The organism is Pedobacter punctiformis (assembly GCF_027213715.1).
Classification (GTDB): domain Bacteria; phylum Bacteroidota; class Bacteroidia; order Sphingobacteriales; family Sphingobacteriaceae; genus Pedobacter; species Pedobacter punctiformis.
Map to the genome: position 1 here is coordinate 102,091 of NZ_JAPWGM010000006.1, position 27,000 is coordinate 129,090.

At 37.4% G+C, this 27,000-nt stretch carries 16 protein-coding genes; 14 read left to right on the forward strand and 2 right to left on the reverse strand.

Annotated features, from left to right (window positions below):
- The first annotated feature begins 9 nt into the window (after positions 1 to 9).
- From O0955_RS16005 to O0955_RS16055, 11 genes are all read left to right on the forward strand, one after another.
- A complete protein-coding gene (locus O0955_RS16005; RefSeq protein WP_269428566.1) occupies positions 10 to 1,830 on the forward strand; it encodes a RagB/SusD family nutrient uptake outer membrane protein in 1,821 nt (606 codons plus the stop codon).
- A 129-nt stretch (positions 1,831 to 1,959) separates the two neighbouring features.
- The gene (locus O0955_RS16010; RefSeq protein WP_269428567.1) at positions 1,960 to 4,125 is read left to right on the forward strand and encodes a hypothetical protein; all 2,166 of its coding nucleotides are present in this window, start codon (positions 1,960 to 1,962) and stop codon (positions 4,123 to 4,125) included.
- A gap of 17 nt (positions 4,126 to 4,142) precedes the next feature.
- Positions 4,143 to 6,413, forward strand: coding sequence for a GH92 family glycosyl hydrolase (locus O0955_RS16015; protein WP_269428568.1), 2,271 nt, complete (start codon positions 4,143 to 4,145; stop codon positions 6,411 to 6,413).
- 231 nt (positions 6,414 to 6,644) lie between these two features.
- On the forward strand, positions 6,645 to 7,556 hold the full coding sequence (locus O0955_RS16020) for an ROK family protein (RefSeq protein WP_269428569.1): 912 nt from the start codon (positions 6,645 to 6,647) through the stop codon (positions 7,554 to 7,556).
- Between the two features lie 28 nt (positions 7,557 to 7,584).
- Positions 7,585 to 8,253: a basic secretory protein-like protein gene (locus tag O0955_RS16025; protein ID WP_269428570.1), complete on the forward strand. Its 669-nt coding sequence runs from the start codon at positions 7,585 to 7,587 to the stop codon at positions 8,251 to 8,253.
- A 51-nt stretch (positions 8,254 to 8,304) separates the two neighbouring features.
- Positions 8,305 to 10,593 (forward strand): GH92 family glycosyl hydrolase, encoded by a 2,289-nt coding sequence (locus tag O0955_RS16030; RefSeq protein ID WP_269428571.1) that lies wholly within the window; start codon positions 8,305 to 8,307, stop codon positions 10,591 to 10,593.
- 235 nt (positions 10,594 to 10,828) lie between these two features.
- Positions 10,829 to 11,524, forward strand: coding sequence for a ribose-5-phosphate isomerase RpiA (gene rpiA / locus O0955_RS16035; RefSeq protein ID WP_269428572.1), 696 nt, complete (start codon positions 10,829 to 10,831; stop codon positions 11,522 to 11,524).
- A 255-nt stretch (positions 11,525 to 11,779) separates the two neighbouring features.
- Positions 11,780 to 12,169, forward strand: a complete 390-nt coding sequence (locus O0955_RS16040) for a LiaF transmembrane domain-containing protein (RefSeq protein WP_269428573.1) — start codon at positions 11,780 to 11,782, stop codon at positions 12,167 to 12,169.
- Between the two features lie 352 nt (positions 12,170 to 12,521).
- Positions 12,522 to 12,929 carry a VOC family protein gene (locus O0955_RS16045; protein ID WP_269428574.1) on the forward strand — a complete coding sequence of 136 codons (408 nt, stop codon included), beginning with the start codon at positions 12,522 to 12,524 and terminating at the stop codon, positions 12,927 to 12,929.
- Between the two features lie 32 nt (positions 12,930 to 12,961).
- A complete protein-coding gene (locus tag O0955_RS16050) occupies positions 12,962 to 13,519 on the forward strand; it encodes a dihydrofolate reductase family protein (protein WP_269428575.1) in 558 nt (185 codons plus the stop codon).
- 93 nt (positions 13,520 to 13,612) lie between these two features.
- Positions 13,613 to 14,932 (forward strand): DUF3887 domain-containing protein, encoded by a 1,320-nt coding sequence (locus O0955_RS16055; RefSeq protein WP_269428576.1) that lies wholly within the window; start codon positions 13,613 to 13,615, stop codon positions 14,930 to 14,932.
- A gap of 79 nt (positions 14,933 to 15,011) precedes the next feature.
- Here the strand turns inward: O0955_RS16055 and O0955_RS16060 are convergent, their stop codons facing one another.
- Together O0955_RS16060 and O0955_RS16065 are read right to left on the reverse strand one after the other, a co-directional pair.
- Positions 15,012 to 15,434, reverse strand: coding sequence for a secondary thiamine-phosphate synthase enzyme YjbQ (locus O0955_RS16060; protein ID WP_269428577.1), 423 nt, complete (start codon positions 15,432 to 15,434; stop codon positions 15,012 to 15,014).
- A complete protein-coding gene (locus O0955_RS16065; protein ID WP_269428578.1) occupies positions 15,431 to 19,456 on the reverse strand; it encodes a hybrid sensor histidine kinase/response regulator transcription factor in 4,026 nt (1,341 codons plus the stop codon). The genes O0955_RS16060 and O0955_RS16065 overlap by 4 nt, the downstream gene beginning before the upstream one ends.
- Positions 19,457 to 19,854: 398 nt before the next feature.
- On the opposite strand from O0955_RS16065, the gene O0955_RS16070 reads away from it, so the two are divergent.
- From O0955_RS16070 to O0955_RS16080, 3 genes are all read left to right on the forward strand, one after another.
- Positions 19,855 to 23,172 carry a SusC/RagA family TonB-linked outer membrane protein gene (locus O0955_RS16070; RefSeq protein ID WP_269428579.1) on the forward strand — a complete coding sequence of 1,106 codons (3,318 nt, stop codon included), beginning with the start codon at positions 19,855 to 19,857 and terminating at the stop codon, positions 23,170 to 23,172.
- A 10-nt stretch (positions 23,173 to 23,182) separates the two neighbouring features.
- On the forward strand, positions 23,183 to 24,943 hold the full coding sequence (locus O0955_RS16075) for a RagB/SusD family nutrient uptake outer membrane protein (RefSeq protein ID WP_269428580.1): 1,761 nt from the start codon (positions 23,183 to 23,185) through the stop codon (positions 24,941 to 24,943).
- A 152-nt stretch (positions 24,944 to 25,095) separates the two neighbouring features.
- Complete coding sequence (locus O0955_RS16080) at positions 25,096 to 27,000, forward strand: heparinase II/III domain-containing protein (RefSeq protein WP_269428581.1); 1,905 nt, start codon at positions 25,096 to 25,098, stop codon at positions 26,998 to 27,000.

Consider the following 27,000-nt stretch of genomic DNA (forward strand, 5'->3'; position numbering starts at 1 on the left):
TCAGAAATCATGAAAAAATATATTTGTATTGCATTTGTAGCTTGTTTAACCCTTGCTACATCCTGTAAAAAAGGTTTCTTAGATCAGGTACCTAATGATAGGTTAACCCTTGACGAGACTTTTACCAACCGTGCTACGGCAGAAAAATTTTTAGCTAATGTTTATAGTCTTATTCCGGATGAGTTTGGCCAAAGAGACCCTGATGTAGGCAGAAGTGCCGGTATATGGACGGGTGCTGCCGATGAAGCAGAATTTGTTTGGGGATTTAACCAGGCCAACAATGTAAATATTGGAAGCTGGGATGCGAACTCCGGTTTTGTAAATGGTTACTGGAATAACTTTTACAGAGGTATCCGTTCAGCAAGTTTCTTTATGGCTAATATTGACCGCGTTAATCAGGATATTACCCCTCAGTTAATTACGCAATATAAAAATGAGGCAAGAGCATTAAGAGCAATCTATTATTTTTACTTAGTTCGTATTTACGGCCCGGTAATTATTTTAGGCGAAGATGTAATCGAGCCTGATGCACCTTCAGAGAGCATTCGTTTACCAAGAAATAGCTTCGATGAATGTATCAACTACATTACTGCTGAACTTCAGGCAGCGGCCGATAATTTGCCGGTTACACCAATAAACGATAGAAATTATGGTAGAATAACAAAAGGTCAGGCCCTGGCTTACCGTTTACAAGCTTATCTTCTGGCTGCAAGCCCACTTTATAACGGTAATGCCGATTTAGCTAATCTTAAAAACAAAGATGGTAAGCAACTGGTTAATCAAACTTACGATGCAGCCAAATGGAAAAGAGCATCCGATGCTTATAAAGCTTACATTACTCAATTTGTTCCGGGTACTTATAGCCTGTACAAAAAGAATAATTCATCAGGTACTTTCGATCCATATTTATCATGTCGTGATATCTTTTTAGATAAATTCAACAATGAAATTATCATGTCGAGATTAGACGCATCAATCGAGGGCAGACAATATGAAATGACGCCATACCACAGTGGCAAAGCTTCTGAAGTTAGAGGTTCGGCTGGTTTAGGCGCAACCCAAAATCAGGTTGATGCATTTTTTACAGCGAATGGACGTAGTATTGATGATCCGGCTTCAGGTTATGTGAATACGGGTTTTACAGATTATAAAGCCCCTGGAAGTCCGATTGCAACCAATACCTTCAATCAGTGGGTTAACCGCGAGCCACGTTTCTATGTTAATATTACTTACCATAACAGTGTTTGGTTAAATACCTCGTTCGGTAACATCATTACAGAATTTAACAATAATGGCAACTCTGGTAAAGCAACCGGCGGTAATGATTATACCGTTACGGGTTATGCGGTAAGAAAAGCAATGGGTTTAGGCAACTGGAGAGAAAGTAATCGTGCCTGTATCCTTTATCGGGTAGGTAATTTATTTTTAGATTATGTTGAAGCATTAAATGAATCAACCCCGGGCGATGCTGACATTTTAATTTACTTAAACCAGATCAGAGAAAGAGCAGGTATCCCAACTTATGGTGCGGGTGCCGGCCAGATTCCTGCTCCGGGAGATCAGGCGGCCATGAGAACGGCAATCAGAAAAGAACGCAGATCCGAACTCGCTTTTGAAAACGTAAGGTTTTTTGATACCAGAAGATGGAAAATTGCCGAAACAACAGATAACGGTCCAATTTACGGTTTGAACATTACCAAGAACCTGCCGGAATTTTTAACCGTAGTTCCTTTTGAAACCAGGGTATTTAACAAAAGACATTATTTATTCCCAATTCCATCAAAAGATGTGAATTCTGATGACTTAATGGTACAAAACCCAGGCTGGTAATGATTAGTTAATAAGGATGATTTCAGGTTGTGCCCGCTAATTTGGCAGGCACAACCCTGATTTCTCTTGCCCTTGAAGTCATCATTAATCATCATAACTGGTTTTTAAATATTGAAGAAATCATTCCAAATGAAGAAAATCAACTTTTATGCAGCCCTTGCTGCTGCTGTTTTTATCTGCGGGCAAAACAATGTCTTCGCTCAGCTAAAAACAAAAGAAAAAACATCCTTTCAGGCTTCAGCACCATGGAGCCCTGATTACGATATCCGTGCAGATATTGCCATGGTTTACGGTATAAACGATGATGGCGGCAAATTTGAAGAACGTGTAAAAAGTTACCGGGATAAGGGTTACGAAGTACAATTTATGACCGGAATTGCCTGGGGACAGTATAAAGATTATTTTCTGGGCCAATGGGACGGCAAAAAACACCTGGATGAAGGTCAGGTTATGCGCAATGGCGAAACCATTTGGCATGGCGAAAATGTGCCCTACATTGTGCCTTCCGAAAATTTTTTAGCCTATATGAAAACCCATGTTAAAAGGGCTATTGACGCAGGTGTTACCGCAATATATCTGGAAGAACCTGAATTTTGGGCTAGAGCAGGTTACGGCAAAGCTTTTGAAAAAGAATGGCAGGCTTACTATGGTTTCCCCTGGATGGCGCAACACGAATCACCTGAAGCAACTTATCTGTCATCCAAATTAAAATATCAGCTTTATTTTAAGGCTTTAAAAGAGGTTTTTAGCTACGTAAAATCTTACAGCGAAAGCAAAGGAAAAAGAGTTAAATGTTATGTGCCAACACACTCATTAATTAACTATTCGTCCTGGCAAATCGTAAGTCCCGAAGCCAGTTTGGCCAATCTGGAAGGAATGGACGGCTACATTGCTCAGGTATGGACCGGAACATCAAGAGAGCCTATATTTTTTAATGGTATAGAAAAGGAAAGAGTATTTGAAAATGCTTTTTTAGAATACGGTTCGATGGTTTCGATGACCGCCCCAACCGGAAGGAAGATTTTTTTCTTAACCGATCCGATAGAAGACAGAACCAGATCATGGGATGACTACAAAGTAAATTATCAGGCCACTTTTACAGCACAACTGCTGTACCCAATGGTTGATAATTATGAGATTATGCCCTGGCCAAACCGCATTTATAAAGGTAAATTTAAAGTAGAAGGCCAGACAGAAAAGCAACCTATTTCTCCTGCCTATGCCACACAAATGCAGATCATGGTTAACTCGCTTAATCAAATGCCCCTGTCAAAAAATAAGTTGAATGGCAGCCATGGCATTGGCGTTTTATTATCAAACTCAATGATGTTTCAGCGCTTTCCAACACACGCAGGTTATGATGATCCTCAATTGTCTAATTTTTATGGAATGGCTATTCCTTTATTAAAAAGAGGCATTCCCGTAGAAACCGTTCACATCGAAAATCTGGCCAATAAAAATACGCTGAAAGATATTAATGTGCTGATTATGAGTTATGCGAACATGAAGCCACTATCAGCCGATTACCATAACGAGCTGGCCAAATGGGTTAAAAACGGAGGTACACTTTTATATTACGGAAGAGATAATGATCCTTTTCAAAACGTAAAAGAATGGTGGAATACCAATGGAAATACATACAAAGCACCATCCGAACATTTATTTAAACAACTGGGTATTAATGTAACCGAAGGCGTTATCGAATATCAGGCGGGAAAAGGAAAGGTGTTTCTGGTTAGAAAAGATCCTAAAGAACTGGTGATGCAAACCAATGGTGATACTGAATTTTTAGCCACTGTAAAAAAAGCATATGAAAAAAGCGGAAAGGAATTAATTACAAAAAACAATTTTGTTTTAGAACGCGGACCATTTACCATTGCTGTGGTTTTAAACGAAATTAAAGATGAACCGATGATTTTAAACGGACAGTTTATTGATTTATTTGACCCCGCGCTACCTGTGCTTGAACAAAAAACGATTCAGCCCGGTACACAAGCTTATCTTTACGATATTAATAAAGCCGAAAACAAGGGCAAGCCACAAGTATTGGCTTCTGCATCAAGAGTAACCAATGAAGTGGTGGGCAAAAAACAATATTCATTTATTGCAAAAAGCCCGGCTAAAACCAATAACATGATGCGGATTTTATTACCCGTAAAACCATCGGGTATTACTGCAAAAACCAAAGGCCAAAATTTATCCCTGACTCAAAATGTTTGGGATGAAAAATCTAAAACCCTGTTACTGGGATTTGAAAACTACAGTGAAGGTGTAGAGGTTAGCATCAATCTGTAAACAAACGAAACACACAAATGAAATTTAAATTAACAACAATAGGTTTATGCTGTATGTTGGTGGCCAAAGGGTTGTTGGCGCAACAGCAGGATTTGGTACATTATGTAAACACACTACAAGGTACAAACTCCAAACACGAATTAACAAGGGGAAATACATACCCCACAACAGCCCTGCCTTTTGGAATGCACACCTGGTCGCCGCAAACCGGTAAAAATGGTGATGGGTGGAAATACCAATACTTTAAAGATAAAATCAGAGGGTTTCAGCAGGCGCACCAGTGCAGCTCATGGACAAGAGATTATGCTGTTTTTTCTTTTATGCCGGTAACTGGTCAATTGGTGGTCGATGAAAATAAACGGGAAGCTAAATTTAGCCATGCAAATGAGATTGCTAAACCCAATTATTATAAAGTAAAATTTGATAACGGAATTACAACAGAAATTTCTCCTTCAGAACGGGGAGCACATCTGCGGTTTACTTACCCAAAAGGAGAAAAGAGCTTTTTAATTTTGGATGGTTACACCCGTTTAAGCGGCGTTAAAATTGATGCGAAACAAAATCGGATAACCGGATATGTAAATAATGGAGAGGGTTTTAAAGAAGGCTGGAAAAGTTATTTCGTTGTTCAGTTTGATCAACCGATTAAAGCATATGGAACCTGGGAGAATAAAAAAAATACCATTAATGCAGATTCAACCTTTGCGGACGGTTTAGGAAAAGGGGCTTATGTTGAATTTAATGCCGGAGCAAAAGTTCAGGTTAAAACCGCTTCATCTTACATTAGTTTGGAGCAGGCCGAATTAAACTTAAAAACAGAATTAGGAAAAGATAAAACTTTAGAACAAACTAAAGCCAATGCTGCGGCTGTATGGAATAAATCATTAGGTAAAATTTTGGTTGAAGGAGGATCGCAAGCAGATACCGAGACTTTTTATTCTTGCTTTTTTAGGGCGAGTTTATTCTCCAGAAAATTTTATGAATTGGATGAGGCTGGCAAACCTTATTATTTCAGTCCTTACGATGGCAAAGTTCATCCAGGTTATATGTTTACTGATACCGGCTTTTGGGATACTTTCAGGGCACAATTTCCTTTAAATACTTTAGTACAACCCGAAATGCATGGCCGTTATGTTAAAGCCATGCTTGATGCCTACGAACAATGCGGATGGCTGCCTTCGTGGTCTTTTCCGAGCGAAGCAGGCAGTATGATTGGTAACCATGCCATTTCTTTGCTAACGGATGCATGGGCAAAGGGAATAAGAACATTTGACCCTAAACAGGCTTTGGAAGCATATTTACACGAAGCAACGAATAAAGGGCCCTGGGGACCCGCGAATGGGAGAGACGGCTGGAAAGAATATTATCAGTTAGGTTATGTTCCTTATCCTAAATACAGAGAGGCCACAGCTAAAACCTTAGAATATGCTTACGATGATTACTGCGCTTATGAACTGGCAAAAATGACCGGGAATAAGTATTACATGGATATTTTTGAACGCCAGATGTATAACTACAAAAATGTTTACGATCCGGGAACCAGGTTTATGAGAGGGCGTAATGTGAATGGACAGTGGACCTCAAAATTTGATCCGATTGAATGGGGCGGACCATTTACCGAAGGAAATGCCTGGCACTGGCAGTGGTCGGTTTTTCAGGATACCAAGGGCCTCATTAATTTAATGGGCGGAAATAATCAGTTCACTTCAAAACTCGATTCCGTATTTACCGAGCCCAACAAAGTTAATGTTGGAAGTTATGGCGGTATGATTCATGAAATGACCGAGATGGTGATGGCCAATATGGGGCAATATGCTCATGGAAACCAGCCTATACAACACATGGTGTATTTGTATAATTATGCCAACCAACCCTGGAAAACGCAATTTCATGCCCGTGAGGTAATGAGAAAGCTATACGATGCAACAGAAAACGGTTATCCGGGTGATGAAGATCAGGGGCAAACCTCTTCGTGGTATGTGTTAAGCGCTTTGGGTTTTTACAGTGTAACCCCAGGCACAGGAGAATATGTAATTGGAAGTCCGGCATTTAAAAAGATCACTATTAATCTGGAAAACGGAAAGAAGTTTATTATTGATGCTGTAAGAAACGATGCCTCAAACGTATACATTAAATCAGCTTCGTTAAACGGAAATACTTATACACGTAACTTTTTAACCCATCAGGATATTTTAAAAGGTGGAGTATTAAAACTGGAAATGGACAACAAACCTGCATTAAACAGAGGCTTGCTGGAAAGCGATAAACCATTTTCATTAAGTAAGTAATAATGACTAATTATTTGAAAAACAGAGGGACGAACATAATCACAATAAGGTGGTTGATTATCCAAAACTTTTTATAATTTCATAAATCGTTTTACCTGTTCAAATGAAAATATAATTTATTGTAAAACAGCAATCTGCACAAAGACTATGCTGAATAAAATAAGGCATTAAACCTGATCAGGTAAAAATTAAGAGTATTAACAGATAGAATTAGCAGCGTTTGGTTTTTTAATGAAAGAAGATAGCATAACAACGAAATTAAAGCCTGTAGCATTAGGCGTGGATATAGGTGGTTCTCATATAACAACGGGTATTGTAGATATAGAAGAGAAAAAACTGGTTGAAGGATCCATAAAAAGAGCGTTTATAGATTCTAACGGAACAGCTGAAAGTATTTTAGTAGGATGGTGTAAGGTAATCCAGGATTCTTTTAGCGGGCATGAAACGGCAGAAAAAACCATTGGAATTGCAATGCCGGGTCCCTTTAATTATGAAAAAGGGATCTCTTTGATTAAAGATCAGGATAAATTCAGGGCACTTTATGGGGTTAATATCAAAACAGAGTTGGCTTTGCGTTTAAATGTTCCTTCAGAAAATATCCATTTTATAAATGATGCAGCAGGTTTTTTACAGGGCGAAGTTTTTGCCGGGGCAGCTAAAGGAAATGCAAGCGTTATGGGTTTAACTTTAGGAACCGGACTGGGTTCTGCATTTTGTTTGGATTATAAAGCAACCGATGCCGCCTTATGGAACTCTGAGTTTTTAAATGGCATTGCCGAAGATTATTTATCAACCGGCTGGTTTGTAAAACGTTATCAGCAGCTTACCAACAAAACGCTGTCGGGCGTAAAAGAACTTGTTGAACTGATTGATACAGACCACATCGCAACCCGGATTTTTATGGAGTTTGGAAATAACCTGGCTAAATTTTTAATTCCCATCATTCAAAAATATAAAATTGAAGTCGTGATTTTTGGCGGAAATATTACCCAGGCTTTCAGCGAATTTTCTCCGGAGTTAATTGCAACTTTAAAAGGAAACCAAATCAATACGGCCATTAAAATATCAGAGTTAAAAGAAAATGCAGCATTAATTGGAGCAGCCAGCTGTGGAGATTTAAGTCTGTTAAAAAACAACGCTTAATTATTAATCAATTCCTAAAAATAATCAAATGAAAAAAATAGTTTTATTAAGCATTTTAGCCCTGCTAATTAGTCCGTTTACAAACTTAAAAGCACAGGAAACCATTAAAAAGAATGGTTATACCTTAACCTTTGAAAGTAATTTTGATGCACTTAATCCGCAGCTAAAGAAAAGATTAATGGAAACCTTTTTTATAGTTTATCCTAAATTAGCAAAAGAATATAATCCTAAAACACTTAAAGCGGTTAAGTTTTTTGTAGACACAGCTTATAAAGGTGTTGCGGCTACAAGCGACGGAAAAGTTACTTTTAGTTCCATTTGGATGGTTAAACACCCTGAAGATATTGATGTGGTTACGCACGAAGTGATGCATATTGTACAGGATTATGGAAATAGTGTAGGCCCGGGTTGGTTAACCGAAGGAATTGCAGATTATGCCCGTTATAAATTTGGTGTAGATAATGAAGGCGCCAAATGGGCTTTGCCGGCATTAAAACCAGAACACAGTTACAAAAATAGCTACCGCATTACAGCAAGATTTTTTGCATGGATAGAAAAAAATGTAAAGGCAGGAACGATAAAAACGGTAGATGCATCTTTGAGAGATCATAGCTATACCAATGAAATCTGGACCAAACTAACCGGAAAAGATTTAGATGCACTTTGGGCAGATTATGTTAAAAATCCGGCACTGTAATCAAGCGTAAAACAAATAAAACCGAATACAACTGAAAACAAAATTATATAGATGAAAAAGTTATTTATCGCCTTACTCAGTTTTGCAGCGTCAACCAGCTTTGCACAAAACGTAGGCAAAATTACCGATCCGGTTGAGTGGATTAATCCTTTAATGGGGTCGCAATCTAAGCCCGATTTATCCAATGGTAATACCTACCCGGCAATTGGTTTGCCCTGGGGAATGAATATGTGGACACCACAAACCGGAAAAATGGGTGACGGATGGGCTTATACTTATGACGCAGACAAAATCCGCGGATTTAAGCAAACACATCAGCCTTCTCCATGGATGAATGATTATGGTGCATTTGCAATTATGCCAGGCACCGGAAAAATAAAAATTGCCGATGATGAACGTGCGAGTTGGTTCAGCCATAAAGCTGAGATTTCCAAACCCTATTATTACAGTGTTTATTTGGCTGATGCCGATGTAACAACGGAAATTACACCAACTGAAAGAGCTGCTCAATTTAGGTTTACCTTCCCTAAAACAGATAGTGCTTTTGTTGTTGTAGATGCTCAAAATAAAGGTTCATACATTAAAATTCTTCCTAAAGAGCGTAAAATTATAGGTTATACCACCAAATACGCACGTGGCCCCTTGCCTAAGAATTTTAAAAACTACTTTGTCATTTATTTTGATAAAGATTTTACACTGGCTAAAACCTGGAGCGGTAAAAAATTAAATAACCAGGATTTAGAACTGGAAAGCGACCACAGTGGAGCTGTTATTGGGTTTAAAACTGCAAAAGGCGAAAAAGTTTCAGCTAAAGTTGCTTCTTCATTTATCAGTTTTGAACAGGCTGATTTAAACTTAAAAAGAGAATTGGCCGGCGATGGTTTCGATGCTACAAAAGCTAAAGCCAAAGCAACCTGGAACAAAACTTTAAGCCGTATTTCGGTTGAGGGTGGAACGATTGATCAGATGCGCACTTTTTATTCTTGCATGTACCGCACGTTATTCTTCCCTAATAAACTTTACGAAGTAGATGCTAAAAACCAGGTTGTACACTGGAGCCCGTATACTGGCGAGATTAAACCCGGTTATATGTTTGCAGGTACAGGTTTTTGGGATACTTTCAGAGCACTTTATCCATTCTTAAATTTAGTTTATCCTTCTATTAACAAAGAAATGCAGGAAGGCTTAATTAACGACTATAAAGAAGGCGGATGGTTGCCTGAATGGAGCAGCCCGGGTTATGCAAATATTATGGTGGGTAATAATTCGGCTTCGGTTGTGTCAGATGCCTATATAAAAGGCCTCCGTGGTTACGATATCAATACTTTATGGGACGCTTTAAAACATGGTGCAAATAACGAAGGACCTATTGAAGCGGTAGGGCGTAATGGTGCAAAATATTACAACGAATTGGGTTATGTGCCATTTGATGTTAAAATCAGTGAAAATGCAGCTAAAACTTTAGAGTATTCTTATGACGATTTTACCATTTATCAATTGGGAAGAGCTTTAAATAAACCAGCTTCAGAAATTGAAATTTATAAGAAAAGGGCAATGAATTACAAAAACCTTTTCGATCCGGCTTCGGGTTTAATGAGAGGTAAAAATGCTGATGGAACTTTCCAAAGCCCTTTTAGTCCGTTTAAATGGGGTGGAGCATTTACCGAAGGAAACAGCTGGCATTATACCTGGTCGGTGTTTCAGGATGTTGATGGTTTAGCCAAACTGATGGGTGGTCATGATAAATTTGTAAACAAACTGGATTCGGTTTTCTCTATGCCGCCAATATTTGACGAAAGCGCTTATGGCGGTGTAATTCACGAAATCCGGGAGATGCAAATTGCCAATATGGGCCAGTATGCACATGGAAATCAGCCTATTCAGCACATGATTTATTTATACAACTATGGCGGTGCACCTTATAAAACTCAGTATTGGGTTAGAGAAACTATGGATAGAATGTATAAAGCCACTCCGGATGGTTACTGTGGGGATGAAGATAATGGACAAACCTCAGCCTGGTACGTATTTTCAGCAATGGGCTTTTACCCGGTTACCCCAGCGGTAGATCAGTATGTTTTAGGTGCTCCATTATTTAAGAAAGTAACGCTAAATTTAGAAAACGGTAAAACAGTTGTGATTAATGCGGCAGAAAATAGCAGCGATAACCGCTATGTTGAGTCTTTACAGCTGAATGGAAAACCATATTCTAAAAACTGGATCAGCCATAGCGGATTACAAAAAGGAGCAGTTTTGAATTTTGGTATGACATCGACTCCAAATAAACAAAGAGGTTCTAATCCTGCAGATTTTCCTTATTCTCTCTCAACGGAGAAATAAAAAAACTATAAAAAAGAAAAAAGTCCTGATTTTCGTCAGGACTTTTTTTATGCTTAAAATTTGAGCAAAAAGAAATGGGGATTCCACTAGTGCAGAATCCCCATCATCTAAATTAACGCTCTCAGATATATAAACGATATAACCAGGATTTATTGTACGACAGATAAATTTTTTTAATAAAACATATTTTCTTTTCCATTACAGGCAAGGGAATTTCTTTTTCTATTTTTACTTTATGGAAGTCACGGATCAAAATCAACAGGATGCTGAAAAATTACTAGCTGCAAAAGAAGCCATAAAATTTGTAAAAGATGGTGATGTGGTTGGGCTGGGTACTGGTACAACCACTACATTTGCCATAAAAGAACTGGGCAAAAAAGTAGCCGCAGGTTTAAAAATAACTGCCGCTTCAAGTTCGGTGCGGTCAGAAGAGCTGGCTAAATCTTTAGGCATACAAATTCTTGATCTGGGAACTTTGTCCTCTATCGATATCAGCATTGATGGGGCCGACGAATTTACCGATACCCTTAATCTGATTAAAGGTGGCGGTGGTGCTTTATTCAGAGAGAAAATTATTGCTTCACTGAGCAAAAATTCGATCATCATTACAGATGCCTCAAAACAAGTTGAAAAATTGGGTGCTTTTACAGTTCCTGTTGAAGTTTTCCCTTTAGCATTGCGATATGTTGCCGATCAGCTGATTAAGTTGGGAGGTAAAGGGATTTTAAGAAAAAAAGAAGGTGAAGTTTTGATTACAGACAATGGTAATTACATTATTGATGCTGATTTCGGTTTAATCGATGACCCTGAAAAACTGGCTACAGATTTAAATCAGATAACAGGTTTACTTGCTCATGGTTTATTTATCGGGCTTACCTCGAAAGTGATTATGGCCAAAGGCAGTGAGATTGTAAGTTTTGATAAGAAATAAAGTAAAAAGCCTAAAGACAAGAGTTAGAATGCCTGATAAGATTTGTACCTCATTGAAATAAATTTCTTAGGTGGAGTACGATATAGGAAGAATGCGTAATGAAGAGTTATTTCACCGGTATTTTGAACATTTCAATAAAAACAAAATATTTTAACCGCCATTTTAATTCCATTTACCGACAATTTATATTCGTTTAAAGAAAAGCCATAGACTGGTGTTCATCTGCGTGATACATTTGAATAAAAAAACAAAGTCATGGAAACTTCAATCAAAAAAAATAGCACAGATAAGCAGTTAGGTTTAGGCATTTTAATCTTAGTTATTGGAGCCGCATTTTTACTTAGAAATATCGGCCTGGATATTCCGCACTGGGTATTTAGCTGGCATACTATAATGCTTGGCGCCGGGTTATGGATCGGGTATCGTAAAAATTATCAGGGAAGTGGCTGGCTGGCCTTAACCATTATTGGAGCTGTATTTACTCTAAATGACATCACCCTTTTTGATTTTGCCTTGTCTAAAATTACGACTGCAATTATTTTAATCGGTTTAGGTTTATATATAATCATTAAGCCTAAAAGAAATAAAAATTTTGATGATTATTTCAAAAATACAAATCAGGAAGCGTCAGAAATAAAAAGTTAAAATCCTCAACTCCATCATATAACTGAAAAGGGACATTTTTGAATTGTCCCTTTTTTTGTGAATTATAAAGTAAAAAGAAATGACGTTCCAGGAAATCTGTAAAAAGAAACGGGGACGTCGCCGAAGCAGCATCCCCGTCATCTAAATTAACGCTCTCGGTAATATAAACGCTCATTTTAAGAATTATTGTGTAGCACCTTTATTTTTTTTAAAAAAAATATAATCTTCTGTTTTCTGTCAGTCATTAACTTGTCGCAAAACACCCCTTCAATTGTCTTTAATACACATTACACTTATCCGTTTCGCTTGCTAAGTTTGTGTTAGTTAATTGATCACCTAAAATATAGAAAACATGGCTACTAAAATTTTTGTCAATCTACCGGTAAAGGATTTAAATAAATCCGTTGAATTTTTCACCAAACTCGGTTATACTTTTAATCCACAATTTACAGATGAGAACGCAACTTGTATGATCATCAGCGAAGAAAATTTTGTGATGCTTATTGTTGAACCTTTTTTTAAAACATTTATTAAAAAAGAAATTTGCGATTCGACGAAAAGTACGGAATCCTTAATTGCATTATCGGCAGAGAGTAAAGAAGAAGTACAGGAAATAGTCCGTAAAGCAATGGCCGCAGGCGCCAAAAAAAATATAGATCCGCAAGATCATGGCTTTATGTACGAAGAGAGCTTTCAGGATTTGGATGGGCACATCTGGTCTTACTTTTATATGGATATGTCAGCTATGCCACAGCAATAAATTTTGCAAAATCCCCATTTAACCTATGAACAATGAGAAAATTAAAGTTACAAATACAAACGTCTATAGATGGGTTTGTTTCAGGTACACTGGGCGAAATGGATTGGGTGATGGGGGATTGGTGTGCTGATCTTAACCAATTTGCAAAGGATCTAACCGATCCTGTGGATACCATTATTTTAGGTCGAAATCTTGCTGAAAAGCTTATTCCTGAATGGATTAAAACAGCAAATAGGCGTAAAAAAGACGATTTTGCAAAGAAAATGGCAAATACAACCAAAATTGTTTTTTCCAGAAATCCGGATCAATCTCTTTGGGAAAACACCAGCACGGCTAATAACCTTGTTGAAGAAATAAAAATGTTAAAACAGGCAAGTGGTGGAGATATGATTGTATATGGGGGTGGTCAGTTTGTTTCGGCACTGATAGAAAATGGATTACTGGATGAAATACATCTTTTTGTTAATCCAGCAGTTCTTGGAAGAGGGAAAACCATTTTTAAAAATAAAGCCTGTTTAAGTCTCATTGGTACTTATACTTTTAACTGTGGTATTGTTGTGCTGACTTACGAACCTTTAAGAAATGAATAAAAACTAAAAGATTAGTTTATTTTAATCAGATTCAGAATCAAATATTATTAACTTTGATATATTGTACTTAACCAAACAATACATTCTGAATACATGAAAAAAAGTATTTTATTCGTAGCAGCCTTATTTTTATTTACAACAACGGCCTTTTCGCAAAACGTTATAAACCTGTTTAACAGTGCCAATCAATTTTTTACTTTAATGCAGGAGGGGAAATTTCCGGAAGCACACAATTATTTTGATGAAAGTGTAAAAACTAAAATTACACAGGAGGCATTGCAAAAACTTTGGACTGATTTAAATGCCAAGCTAGGTAAGGCCGATACTTTCGATGCCATTCAGAGTAAAGTTCAGGGCGAATATTTTACAGTAACTGTTGAAGGTAAATTTGAAAATGGAAGTCAGAACTTTATATTGGGTTTTAATAAAGCTGAAAAAATTGTAGGTCTTTTTCTGACGCCGGCTCAGGGTGCCAAGGCATATTTAAAACCTGCTTATGCAGATACCAATCTTTATGCAGAAAAATCTGTGTACCTGAATACACCGGGGCATCAGCTTGCTGCGATAGTTACAACGCCAAAAAACGTTAAAAACTTTCCGGTAGTTGTTTTTGTTCACGGTTCCGGTCCCGGCGATATGGATGAAACTGTTGGCCCAAATAAACCTTTTAAAGATATTGCAGCAGGGCTGGCTGCAAAAGGAATTGGATCAGTAAGGTATGTAAAAAGAACACTGGTATATCCGAATGATTTTGCAAAGGTTTTTACGGTAAAAGAGGAAGTATTAGACGATGCAACGGCTGCAATTGCAATGGCTAAAACCGTTTCTGGCGCTGATCAAAAAAATATTTATTTATTCGGCCATAGTTTAGGTGGAATGCTTGCACCAAGAATTGCAGCTTTAACCCCGGATTTGGCTGGTGTAATTTTAGCCGCCGCACCAGCAAGAAAATTGACGGATATTATTCTGGACCAAAATAAATACATGTTCGAGCTATCGAAAGATACAACTGAAGCAAACCGGAAAAATTTGGCAGATGCAATAACCCAAATTGAAAAAAGCCGGATTACCCAACTTGGCGCAATTAAACCAGATTCTATTGTTTTAGGTTTGCCTGCAGCATATTGGTCTGATTTAAATAATTACGATCAGGTTGCGGCTGCGAAAAAAATGAGCAAAACCAGGATATTTGTGGTTCAGGGTGGAAATGATTTTCAGATTGGTCAAACCGATTATAATTTATGGAACGAAGCCTTAGGTAAAAAGAAAAATGGAAGACTTAAATTATATCCGGAATTGAATCATTTATTCAGTCCTCAAACTGAAAAAGGCAGTACTGCTCAATATCAGGTTGCGGTAAGTGTATCAGAAACGCTGATTAATGATATTGCTGCATGGATTAAGGCTAAATAGAAATTGCCTTTAACGATAAGTTTTAAAAGAAGAGCTGGTTTAACCGGCTCTTTTTGTTTGAGATAAAAATGGGTTCAGATTATTCTCCCCAGGCCGAAATAATCAACTTCCTCGATCCGCCGTAGTTACGGTGTTCACACAAATAAATACCTTGCCAGGTGCCCAGAGCAAGTTTACCGTTTCGAATTGGAATGGTAACCGAATTTCCCAGTAATGAGGCTTTTAAATGAGCGGGCATATCATCAGCACCTTCATAATCATGCTCATAGTCCGGATCATTTTCAGGAACCGTTTTATTAAAATACATTTCAAAATCAACCCTAACCGTTGGATCTGCGTTTTCGTTAATGGTTAAAGAAGCGGAGGTATGCTGAATAAAAACCTGACAAATCCCTATTTTTAGTTCAGAAATTTGAGGTAAAGCATGCTCGACTTCGCTGGTGATTAAATGGCATCCTCTGCGTTTTTGATTAAGACTTAAAGTTTGCTGGTACATTTTCATACATGCTGCTCTTGTGTAAATTCACTTGGTGTTTTGCCAAAATACTTTTTAAATTCCAAACTAAAATATTTGCGGTCGTTAAAGCCAACACTATAGGCAATTTCGGAAATGTTGCCCTGATTTAATTTAAGCAGTTGAGCAGCTTTCTTTAATCTGATGGATTTTATAAAATCATTAACCGAGAGATCTGTCAGCGCCCTTATCTTTTTATATAAAACCGGCTGGCTCATGCCTATTTCTGTTGAAAGAGTTGGTACATCAAAATCAGGATCAGTAATCCGATCTTCAATAATGGCAATGATTTTATTCAGGAAGTTTTGCTCTGTTGTGTTAATGATTAAATTTTTAGGCTCGAGCTTAACTACCTGGGCAAACTTCTTTTTAATGGTTTCGCGGGCATTTAAAAGATTACTGATGTTAAGCTCTAAAATCCTCAGGTTAAAAGGCTTCATGATATAGGCATCTGCGCCATTTTCAAAACCATTAATCTGATGCACATAGGCCGATCTTGCCGTTAACAATACAATGGGGATATGACTGGTTCTTTCATCGGTTTTTAACTTTCTGCACAATTCAAGCCCATCCATATTCGGCATCATCACATCGCTGATAATGAGATCAGGAATGGTTTCTATTGCATTTTCCCAACCCTTCTGTCCATCTTCACTTTCAAAAATGGTGTAATGATTTTGCAAAGAGTTTTTTATAAAATTTCTAACCTCAGCATTGTCTTCCACTAATAAAATGCTGTAATCTTTCTTTTCAGCTGTTCTTGTTAATGCAGCATCAGGCAACAGCTCTGCCTTTTCATTTCCGGCAACTTTTACGGTGTAATTGGCTGCATCATCATAGTAGATATAATCCTGAATAAAATCTGAAGGTTGAAAATGATCTTTCCCGGTTTTTAAATTAATACTGAAACAGGTAAAGCCAGGTTGGTTATTTTGCTGCGGGCTGCTTTCAAAAGAGATGTTTCCTTTATGCAATTCTGTAATGCTTTTTGAGAAAGATAGCCCCAAACCTGTACCAATATTATCACCTGGATTGGCCTGATAAAAGTTATTGAAAAGGTTGGCTTGATTTTCAACCGGAATTCCCTTTCCATTATCACAAATATTAATGTGAACCAGGTCTTTTTCCAAGCCTATTTTTAAGTTGATTTTGCCTCCTTTTGGTGTAAATTTGAACGCATTGGAAAGAATATTGAAAAACACTTTTTCGAGCTGAACTTTATCGAAGTAAATTTTAATCTCCTCAGCTTCGGTTTCAAAAGTGTAATCAATATTATTGCTGATGGCCATATTTTGGAAAGCCAGAAAAATTTCTTTGCAAAATTTAACGACATCACCTGGGCTTACCTGCAAAGTCATTTTACCACTTTCAGCCTTTCTAAAATCCAATAATTCCGTTACCAGATGCATTAACCGGTCGGCATTATTTTTAATCGGTTGCAGTTGTTTATTCAGTTGAGGGTTATCCTGGGTATGCTCAATAATGTTTTCTAAAGGACCAACGATTAACGTTAATGGCGTTCTGATTTCATGAGAAATATTGGTGAAAAACTCCAGTTTATGCTCGTTAATTTCTTTCTCTTTCTTTAAAACTGCCCTGATTAATAAATAACGTACCCCTAAAATTAAAATCCCGGTAAGTATGCAAAAGTAAAGTAAATACGCCCACCAGGTTTGGTAAAAAGGAGGGAGGACTTTAATGGTTAACTCCGTCGAATTTTCGGTCCATAAGCCATCATTATTGCTTCCTTTAACCAATAATTTGTAATTGCCGGGCGATAAATTGGTATAACTGGCCGTTGGTGTGCTTACATAGTTCCAGTTTTTTTCAAAGCCAATAAGTTTATAAGCGTAGGCATTTTTATCAGATTTAATAAAATTTAAAACGGTAAAGTCAATCGAAAAAACATTTTGATCCGATTTAAAGGTTATGGTGTTCAGTTTACTGATATTGGTTTTTAACAAGCCATCATCTGCATTTAATTTTACAGGTTTGTTAAATAATTTAAGTTGTGTAAAAATTGCATTTGGAGCAACCTTATTCTCCTTAATTTCGGCAGGTATAAAACTGATAAAACCACTTAATCCACCAAAAAAGAACTCGCCATTACTATCCTTTAGTAAGGATTTATAATTGAATTCATTTCCCGGCAAACCATCTTTAATGTTATAGGTTTTAAAAGATTTTTGATCCGGATTATATTTACATAAACCATTATCCGTACTAATCCAAAAATTACGGTTGTCATCTTCCAGTATACCTACAATGTTGTCGCTTGGTAAGCCATCTTTCTGGCTAAGTACTCCAATTTTACGGTTGGAAGCATCCAGTTTATAAATTCCGTTGCGCAAGGTACCAAGCCAGATTACACCTTTTTTATCTTCGGTAATACAGCTTATAGTTTCATATGGTAAAAATTTAAAGCGGTCAGAATTGTGGTCAAGAATGTATAACGCTGAGTTTGTCGCAACAAAGAGTCTGCGTCGCGAGTCTTCAAAAATATAAAATACAGCATCCGATAGTCCGTTAATTTTTTTTCTGACGAACTTCCCTGTGTTGGGATCAAGTGAATTTAAGCCATTACTGGTTCCAATCCAAAAACGGCCATAACTGTCTTCAAAAATACTGGAAATTTCCGCATCAGAACTAATAGTTGATGGATCATTGGGTTTGTTGGTAAAGCGGATAAAACTGTTGCTTTGCGGAACATACAGATTAAGACCACCCAAATGTGTGCCCACCCAAATTCTATTCTTTTTATCTCTGAAAATTGATTTAACCAGATTTGAACTTAAGCTTTTAGGATTGTTAGGGTTGTATTTAAAATGAGTGTAGGTGTTTTTTTTTCGGTCGAAATAGTTTAACCCTTCACCCTCAGTGCCTATCCAAAGGTTATGATTGGTGTCTTCCGTTATCGAACTAATCACATTACTGCTTAATCCATTTTTTGAACTTCTGTATACATTAAAGGGGGTATAATTTGGATAAATCATATTAATGCCACCATAATAAGTCCCCACCCAAATAATACCCTGTTTATCCTGAAAGATATCGTAAACAGAGTTTTGACTCAAACTTTTCTTGTTTTCAGGTTCATTTTGTAAGGTGCTGAAGGTTTTTGTCTGAGGGTTATAAATACTGATTCCATGTAAAGTACCAATCCAGAGTTTACCTTCCTGATCTAAGATGATTTTTCTAATGTTATTGCTGCTGATTCCATTTGTATTTGAACTGGAATATTTAAAAGTTACAAAATCTTTAGTTTGTAAATTTAGCCTGCTTAAACCAGTTTGTTTGGTTCCAATCCAAATGTTATTTTCCCGATCTTCAACTATGCTGGTTACATGGTTATCATTTACCTGATTAATCTGATCGCTAAAAGCTTTTAAAAACTGAAAAGTTGCCCTGCCATTTTTAATCTTCATGATCATTAAACCATTGGAAGTGCCAATCCAGATGTCGCCATTATGGTCCTGAGCCAGAGCGTAAATCTGTTGAGGTAATTTTTTATGATATAGAAAATGCTGGAAGTGATATTTCTTTTTATCCGTTAGCAGGTTTAAACCATTAGCAGTACCAACCCAAATTCTGTTTTCCCGATCCTGAAAAATACAGTTTATCCGTGATTCTGTTAGGCCCTCAGGCTTTTTTGAATCATGAACCATATGGTCAAAATTATCCTGATCTTCATTGTATTTGTTTAATCCCGAAGGCGAACCAATCCAGATTGTTCCGTCTTTTGCCAATAAAATTGTTGATAAAGTTTCTGAATTAATTAAGCTTCCCGGATCATTAGGATCATGCTTATAAATTTTGAAATTCCTTGAATCGTATTTGTTTAATCCAAAGCGGGTACCGAACCACAAAAAGCCCCTTGCATCCTGAGTGATAGATAAAACTGAACTTTGTGAAAGACCATGTTCGACATTAAGGTGTTTAAAAGAATTATTGTTTTGCGCAAAATTGGTCAATGAATAAAACAATAAAAAAAATGTAAACAGCTGTTTCATGTTAAAACATTGAAAGGGGATGGTTAGTGTTTGGTGCAATAAAAATACAATTAAGTTTTGCTTTTCATTACAATTTTTTCAGACCCTGAGACTTCAAAAATTAAATATGAAAATTGTTTTATAAAAGAATGTAAGATTATTTATTTCTGCTGAAATATAGCTTTCTGGCTCTTTAAAATCATTAAATGATAAAATTTTACCCCTATTTGTTAAGGATTTTACCCCCCTTGCTTTAAAATAAACCAACAAATTTGGAATAGTTAATATTCAAAGAATGCTTAATGAGAAGCTTAGAATCATTAACTCAGTTTAAGCTAAATCTATATTATAAGCTTAAACCCTTTTATAATGTTTTTCCTTGCTAACCAATTTAATAAAACAATATAAAACCAAATAAGATGGATAAACTTTACAATGATTTCCAATTTAAACATGATTGGAGCATTAGTCGCAGGAATCTGCTCAGACTATTTGCTGTCATCATGTTTCTGAACCTTATGGCACTAACAGCCTTTGGTCAGTCAATTAAAATTTCCGGTACAGTAAAAGACGCTCAGGGAGGTTCTTTACCCGGCGTTAGTGTAACTGTAAAAGGTACTTCCGTTGCCGTGGTAACAGGTGGCGATGGTAAATATACTATCGGTGTACCTTCTGCCCAAAGTACTTTGGTGTTTACCTATATTGGTTACGATACCAAAGAAATATTGGCCGGTAATGCTACAACCTTAAATGTTACGCTGCAGGAACAGAATAACAGTTTAAATGATGTGGTTGTGGTAGGGTATGGTGTACAGAAAAAAGTTAATGTTATCGGTTCAGTATCAACCATTGATGCTAAAGCCATTGAAAACAGACCTGTTACCAATTTATCATCCTCCCTTGGTGGTTTAAGTTCAGGTGTATTTGTTCGTCAGTCGTCTGGTAAACCAGGATCTGATGGGGCAACCATTAGGATTCGTGGTACGGGAACCTTAAATAACAATAACTCCTTAGTGGTAGTTGATGGTATTATTGGAAGCATGGATGCGGTTAACCCAAATGATGTTGAAAGCGTATCTATATTAAAAGATGCTGCTGCGGCGTCTATTTATGGCTCATTAGCAGCAAATGGGGTTATTTTAATTACCACTAAAAGAGGAAATACTGGAAAAACTACAGTAAGCTATAGCGGTTTAGCATCAATTGCAAGACCCGCAAACCTGCCAACTTTTATTTCGGATTACATTACCCACATGAATCTGGTTAATGAAGGTTACCGTAATTTAGGCCAAAACCCGATTTATACTGATGCAACCATAGCGCAATGGGCGACTGCAAATGCTGATCCTAACGGATTGACTCCACAAGGTGTACCCAATTATATTGCTTATCCAAATACAAACTGGGGCGATGTTATTTTTGAAAATAATGTTGTTCAGCAACATAACATTTCCTTAAACGGAGGATCAGAAAATACAAAATACTTATTATCGGCAATGTACCTTAACAATCCGGGTACAATGGCAAATACAGGTTCTGATAAATACAGCTTGCGTATAAACCTGGAATCTAAAGTGGCTAAATTTTTAACGGTAGGAACACAAACTTTTGCGTCTATGCAAACCTATGGTTTAGCCAATACCGATAATGCATTTAACTTTCTTCGTCAAACTACACCGGGCGTATATCCGGTTTGGGATGGCAAATTTGGTTTTCCTGCTGCTGCTGAAGAATCATCTACAGCAAATAACATTTCATCTTATTTGTACAGTACAGGTGGTGACGATAAAGAAACCCGCATCAATACGACGGTTTTTGCAAAATTCGACATCCTGAAAGGCTTAAATTTTGAAACCAGATTTAACTATCAAACCCGTCAGGAAGAGTTTAATAACCACAGCATTACAAATGAGCGCTGGAACTTTGCAACCAATACCTTAAAAACGGCTAAAACCACACCTGATCAGTTAAGTACAACCTATGGTTTTAATAAAAACTACGGAATGACCATAGATAATATTTTAAAATATAACACCACAATAGCTAAGGATCATGACATTAGTGCATTGGCTGGTTACAATCAATATTACTATAACTATTATAATTTCGGGGCAACAAAAAAAGGTTTAATTGACGAAACGATTACGGTTCTTACACCAGCTACAACCATAACCTCAGCAACAGGTGGTGAGTATGATTATGCCATGCGTTCTGTTTTTGGCCGTTTAAATTATGCTTATAAAAGCAGATACCTTTTAGAAGGCGTATTCAGGTATGATGGTTCTTCGAAATTTGCAGAAGGTCGCCGTTGGGGTTTTTTTCCGGCTTTCTCAGCAGGATGGCGTGTTTCTCAGGAGCCTTTTATGAGCGGACTAAACGATTACGTTGGAAATTTGAAACTTCGTGCTTCATGGGGTAAAACAGGTAACAACGTAATGAATACCGACGCTTCTTTAGGAAACTATGATTATCAGGCCCTTTATGGCTCAACTAACTATTCATATAATGGCATTCAATCCAATGGTTTGGTATCAACCAAATTTGCCAATCCATTTTTAGTTTGGGAAACCACCACCACCACCAATATTGGTTTGGATGGTAATTTATTCCATGGTAAAATGAATTTTGAAATCGATTTGTACAGAAAATATACTGATGGAATTTTATTTACACCAACCATTCCTTTAACCACCGGAACGGCGACTGCAGCAACTCAAAATATTGCAGAAGTATCCAATAAAGGTTTAGAGGTTACTTTAGGTTATAACGGCAAAATCGGTGAGTTTAAATACGGTGTTTCAGGTAATTTTGCTTATAACTTCAACCGTGTAACCAAATATAAAGGTACTTATCAGGCGGGTTATACAACAGATGCATTGGGCAACAGGGTATATAAAACGAATCTGGGCAGTGTTTCAAGCGGCGGTACAAACCGGGTGTTAGAAGGTCATGAAATCAATGAATATTACCTGCAAAAAGTATATAAAGGCGATGGAAATTATTTTACCGATGGCAAGGTTAATATTAATGGCGGGCCAAAAGATGGTATGATCCGTACACCAGATGATATGGCCTGGTTAAATGCGATGATTGCTGCAGGATATTCTTTCCAGCCAACCGGCGGTGTGGGTAAAACCAAAACCTATTATGGCGATTTAATTTATGCAGATAATAATGGAGATGGACTTTATGGTAATGATGTTGATGCACAGTTTATGAATAAATCTTCCACACCAAGATTTAACTATGGCTTTAGCATGAACTTATCTTATAAAAACGTAGATCTTTCTATGTTATGGTCTGGAAGTGCGGGGATGTGGTATTACTGGAATTCAACAGGATATAACAACTCCATTGTATCCTTAGGTAATGCCGTGAGTACTTTAATTGCTAACGATCATTATTATTACAACGATGCAAATCCAAACGATCCGGCTAATAATATTACCGCAAAATATCCAAGATTAAAAAACACTACAGATGCACAAAATGCAGCAGTAGCTAGCGATTTTTACCTGTATAACGCTTCTTATTTGAAGTTGAAAAACTTACAGATCGGTTATACGCTGCCAGAAAAAATTTCTAAAAAAGCAGCCATGAGCAGAGCAAGGATTTTCCTTTCAGGAGAAAACCTGTTTACCATTACAAATTATCCGGGCTTAGATCCTGAAATTGGAGCAGGGGTGTCTTATCCAACTATGCGCCAGTATTCTTTAGGCTTAAATGTTACTTTTTAACGGAAACAAAATGAAAAAGATTTTAACCATAATATTTGCAATTGCTGTATTTACAGGTTGTAAAAAAGATTTATTAACCACTACACCACCGTCACAAATTGCTTCAGAAACAATGTGGACGAGTGATAACTTAACCGACCAGGGTATAACTGGCATTTATGCTACCTTAAGATACGGCATGGCCTCTGGCGGTGCATCCGGACTGGAGCTTTACCAGATGGATTGTTTAGGTTTTACCGGACAAACTTCAGGTGCAGAATCCTTACTTTCAGGCACTATAACGGCCAGCAATGGGTATTTCAGTTCGCACTGGCAAAATCTTTACGAAGGCATTCAGCGTGCAAATGATGCTTTAAAAAATATTCCTGAAAAGTCGCCTTCTTCAACAGAGAAAAAAGCCAGGTATATTGCGGAGGCTAAATTTTTAAGAGCCTATTTCTATTTAAGACTAAATCAGTTGTATAAAGGTGTACCAATTTACCTGGAACCTTATACTGCAGATCAGGCTACAAAACCACGGTCTACTGAAGCAGAAGTTTGGGCGCAGGTAATCAGTGATTTAACCGCGGCCATTGCTGAACCAAATTTACCAGATCGTTATACCAGTGGCAACGGCTCATATGGTCACGCAACCAAAGGTGCAGCTTATGCCTTGCGTGGTAAAGCCTACATGTATACCCAGAAATGGGATCTTGCTGCTGCAGATTTTCAAAAAGTTAAAGATGCCGCTTATGGTTTGTTTGCAAATTACAGCGCATTGTTTAAAACCGCTAATGAGCAATCTAATGAAATGATCTTTTCGATTCAAAACATTGGCGTTTCTGGCTTTGGTTCAACTACCCAGTTTTACTGCGGTACCCGTTCCTCTTTTGGTTCTTGCTGGAATACGTATCATGCTTCTCCAAATCTGGTTGATCTTTATGAAAATGCAGACGGTTCTAAATTTAACTGGGATACAGTTTTACCCGGATATTCATCACTTTCTGTTGCAGAAAGAGAAGTTTATTTTTTAAGAAATAACTTAACAGCAGCCGAAATTACAGCGGCAACAACAAGAGGCGCTAAAATGAGCTTGTATTTGCCAACCGGAAACGAGGCTCGTATTGCGCAGGCTTATGCCAACCGCGATCCTCGATTAGCCGCAAACGTGATTACACCTTACTCCACCTATGTAGGTGTATTTAATGGTGTTAATGCCATCGTTACCTCAAGGTGGCCTTACCGTTCTGAAGGCGCTACAAATGGCGATTTACGTACCGATACGCAAAGTTTATTCTATTATTTATACAGAAAATATGTTTATGAAGGCACCACAGAAACACCTGCCAGAGATTATGGACCAACAGATTTTGTTTTGATCAGGTACGCTGATGTATTATTAATGTGGGCCGAAGCGTTAAATGAGCAGGGGCTAACTGCTGATGCAATTGCTAAGGTTAATGAGGTGAGAACAAGGGCCGGAGTAGCGGTATTACAAACTGGAAATGCAGCTTTACCAACTTTTGTATCCGGTCAGGTTGATTTAAGAGAGCGCATCCGCAACGAAAGAAGGGTAGAGTTTCCAAATGAAGGCATTAACTTTTTTGATGAAATGAGGTGGAAAAGCTGGAAAGATAAAGTTTTTTATACAGGTAATGGTGTAAAACAAATTTGGGGTAAAGTAGTTTATGCCTATTCTTTTAAAGGAGATTATTTATACAACTGGCCAGTACCAGCAGTAGAAATTGAAAGAAATCCGAATCTGGTTCAAACACCAGGTTGGGTAAATTAATAAGTAGTTAGTTGTTAAAGGTCGCCCATCATCAGGTGGCGACCTTTTATTACATTTTAAAGATTGCCGTTTAAAGATTTTCTAACCACATCATGCTTAAAAATAAATTAATCCCATTCTGTTGTCTTTTAATTGGCTTTTCATTTAACAGTATGGCGCAAACTACTGTAAAAAGAAATTGGTTGTTCAATGCTTATCAGCAAGTGTATCCTACTGGAAATGCCCTGCCTGAACTGATAAACTGGCAGCAGAAACAACAAACAGCAGGTTTGAAAGCAATTGCAATCTTGCCTGACAGCACAAAAGAAAAACTCATTCACAATGCAGAACGTGCAAATAATTATAAATGGCCCTCTTTGCCCTCCTCGTTATATTTAGATTATAAATTAACCGGTACCCGTGTAAATTATGAAAACCTGCAGGGAGAAAGAAGAAAAATGCTTTCGCATTTGGTAATAGGAGAATTGGTTGATAACAAAGGAAAATATATTCCCCAAATTGTAAACGGACTTTGGCTTTTGCTTGAAGAAAGTACCTGGGTAGCTCCTGCGCATATTGTTATGCAAAAGGAAGGTGCCGATTTAGCCAATATCGAAAACCCATATATTGATTTAAACGCTTCGCGTACAGCCTTAACGGTTGCCAGTATTTACAGTATGCTTTCTCCTAAATTTGCCGCATATTCTAAAGTGATAAACGGACGTATTTTATATGAGCTGAACCGCCGCATTTTTGATCCATACCTAAAATATGATCATTTCTGGTGGATGGGTTTTAAAGATAATCCGGTTAACAACTGGAATACATACGTTAATGCCAATAGTTTGCAAGCGGCTTTACTGGTCCTTAAACCAGGTGCTAAATTAGATAGTTTAACAGCTAAACTCTTAAAAAGTACAGATAACTTTATTAATCAATATCCCGAAGATGGCGGTTGTGATGAAGGTCCTTCTTACTGGGATATGGCTGGGGGCAGGCTAATCCAGTTAATGCTTATCCTGAATCAGGCATCGGAGGGTAAACTGGATTGGAGTAACAAAGAACTGTTGCACCGAATAGGCACTTACACCTACAAAATGCAGATTGCCGGTAATTACAATGTTAATTTTGCCGATGCGAATGCATTGTATACTCAAAATCCGGAAAGTGTTTACGAATATGGATTGATGTTTAAAGATAAAACGCTTCAGGAATACGCTTCATTTCTATTTAAAGAACGTAAAAATCAAATTCCTGCAGATGACATCAGCGATTTCCTTGCCAGTGCAGGTATTTATAACGACTTAAAAAATCTGCCGGCCAGTGCGCCTTATCCTCAGTATTCGGTATTGCCCGATTTACAGGTTTTTAATGCACGATTGAAAGAAGGGGAAACCAAAGGGTTATTTTTTGCTGCCAAAGGAGGCAACAATGCCGAGAGCCACAACCACAATGATATTGGTAATTTTATTGTTTACGCAGATGGCAAGCCTGCTTTAATAGATGCCGGAGTAGGCACTTATACGGCCAAAACCTTTAGCGATAAACGTTACGAATTATGGAATGTACAATCGCAGTGGCACAACTGCCCAACCATTAACGGAGTTAACCAGCAGGATGGAAAGAAATTTGCCGCAAGTGATTTTAAATATAGCAACACCAATACATTAGCTTCGGTATCTATGGATATTGCCCATGCCTATCCTGCAGCGGCTCAAGTTAAAAAATGGAACAGGAGCATCACCCTTAACCGGTTAGAAAATGAAATCAGCCTGGCCGATGTTTTTACCCTTAACGCTTACAAGGCACCAACCGAATTGAACTTTTTAACACCCTATGTGGCAGAACAAAAAAAGGGGGAACTCTATTTTAAAGAAGCCGGAATAACGATGAGTTTTGATGTAGCTAATTTTGAGGTAAACATGGATGAAAAGCCTATGGATGATATTCGGATTGCTAAAATTTGGGGAGAAAAGCTATACAGGATACGCTTAACCTCAAAAAATAAAAATACATCAGGCACTTACAAAATTTTAATCCGCGAAACTAAATTCAGTAACAATAATAATAGCAGATAA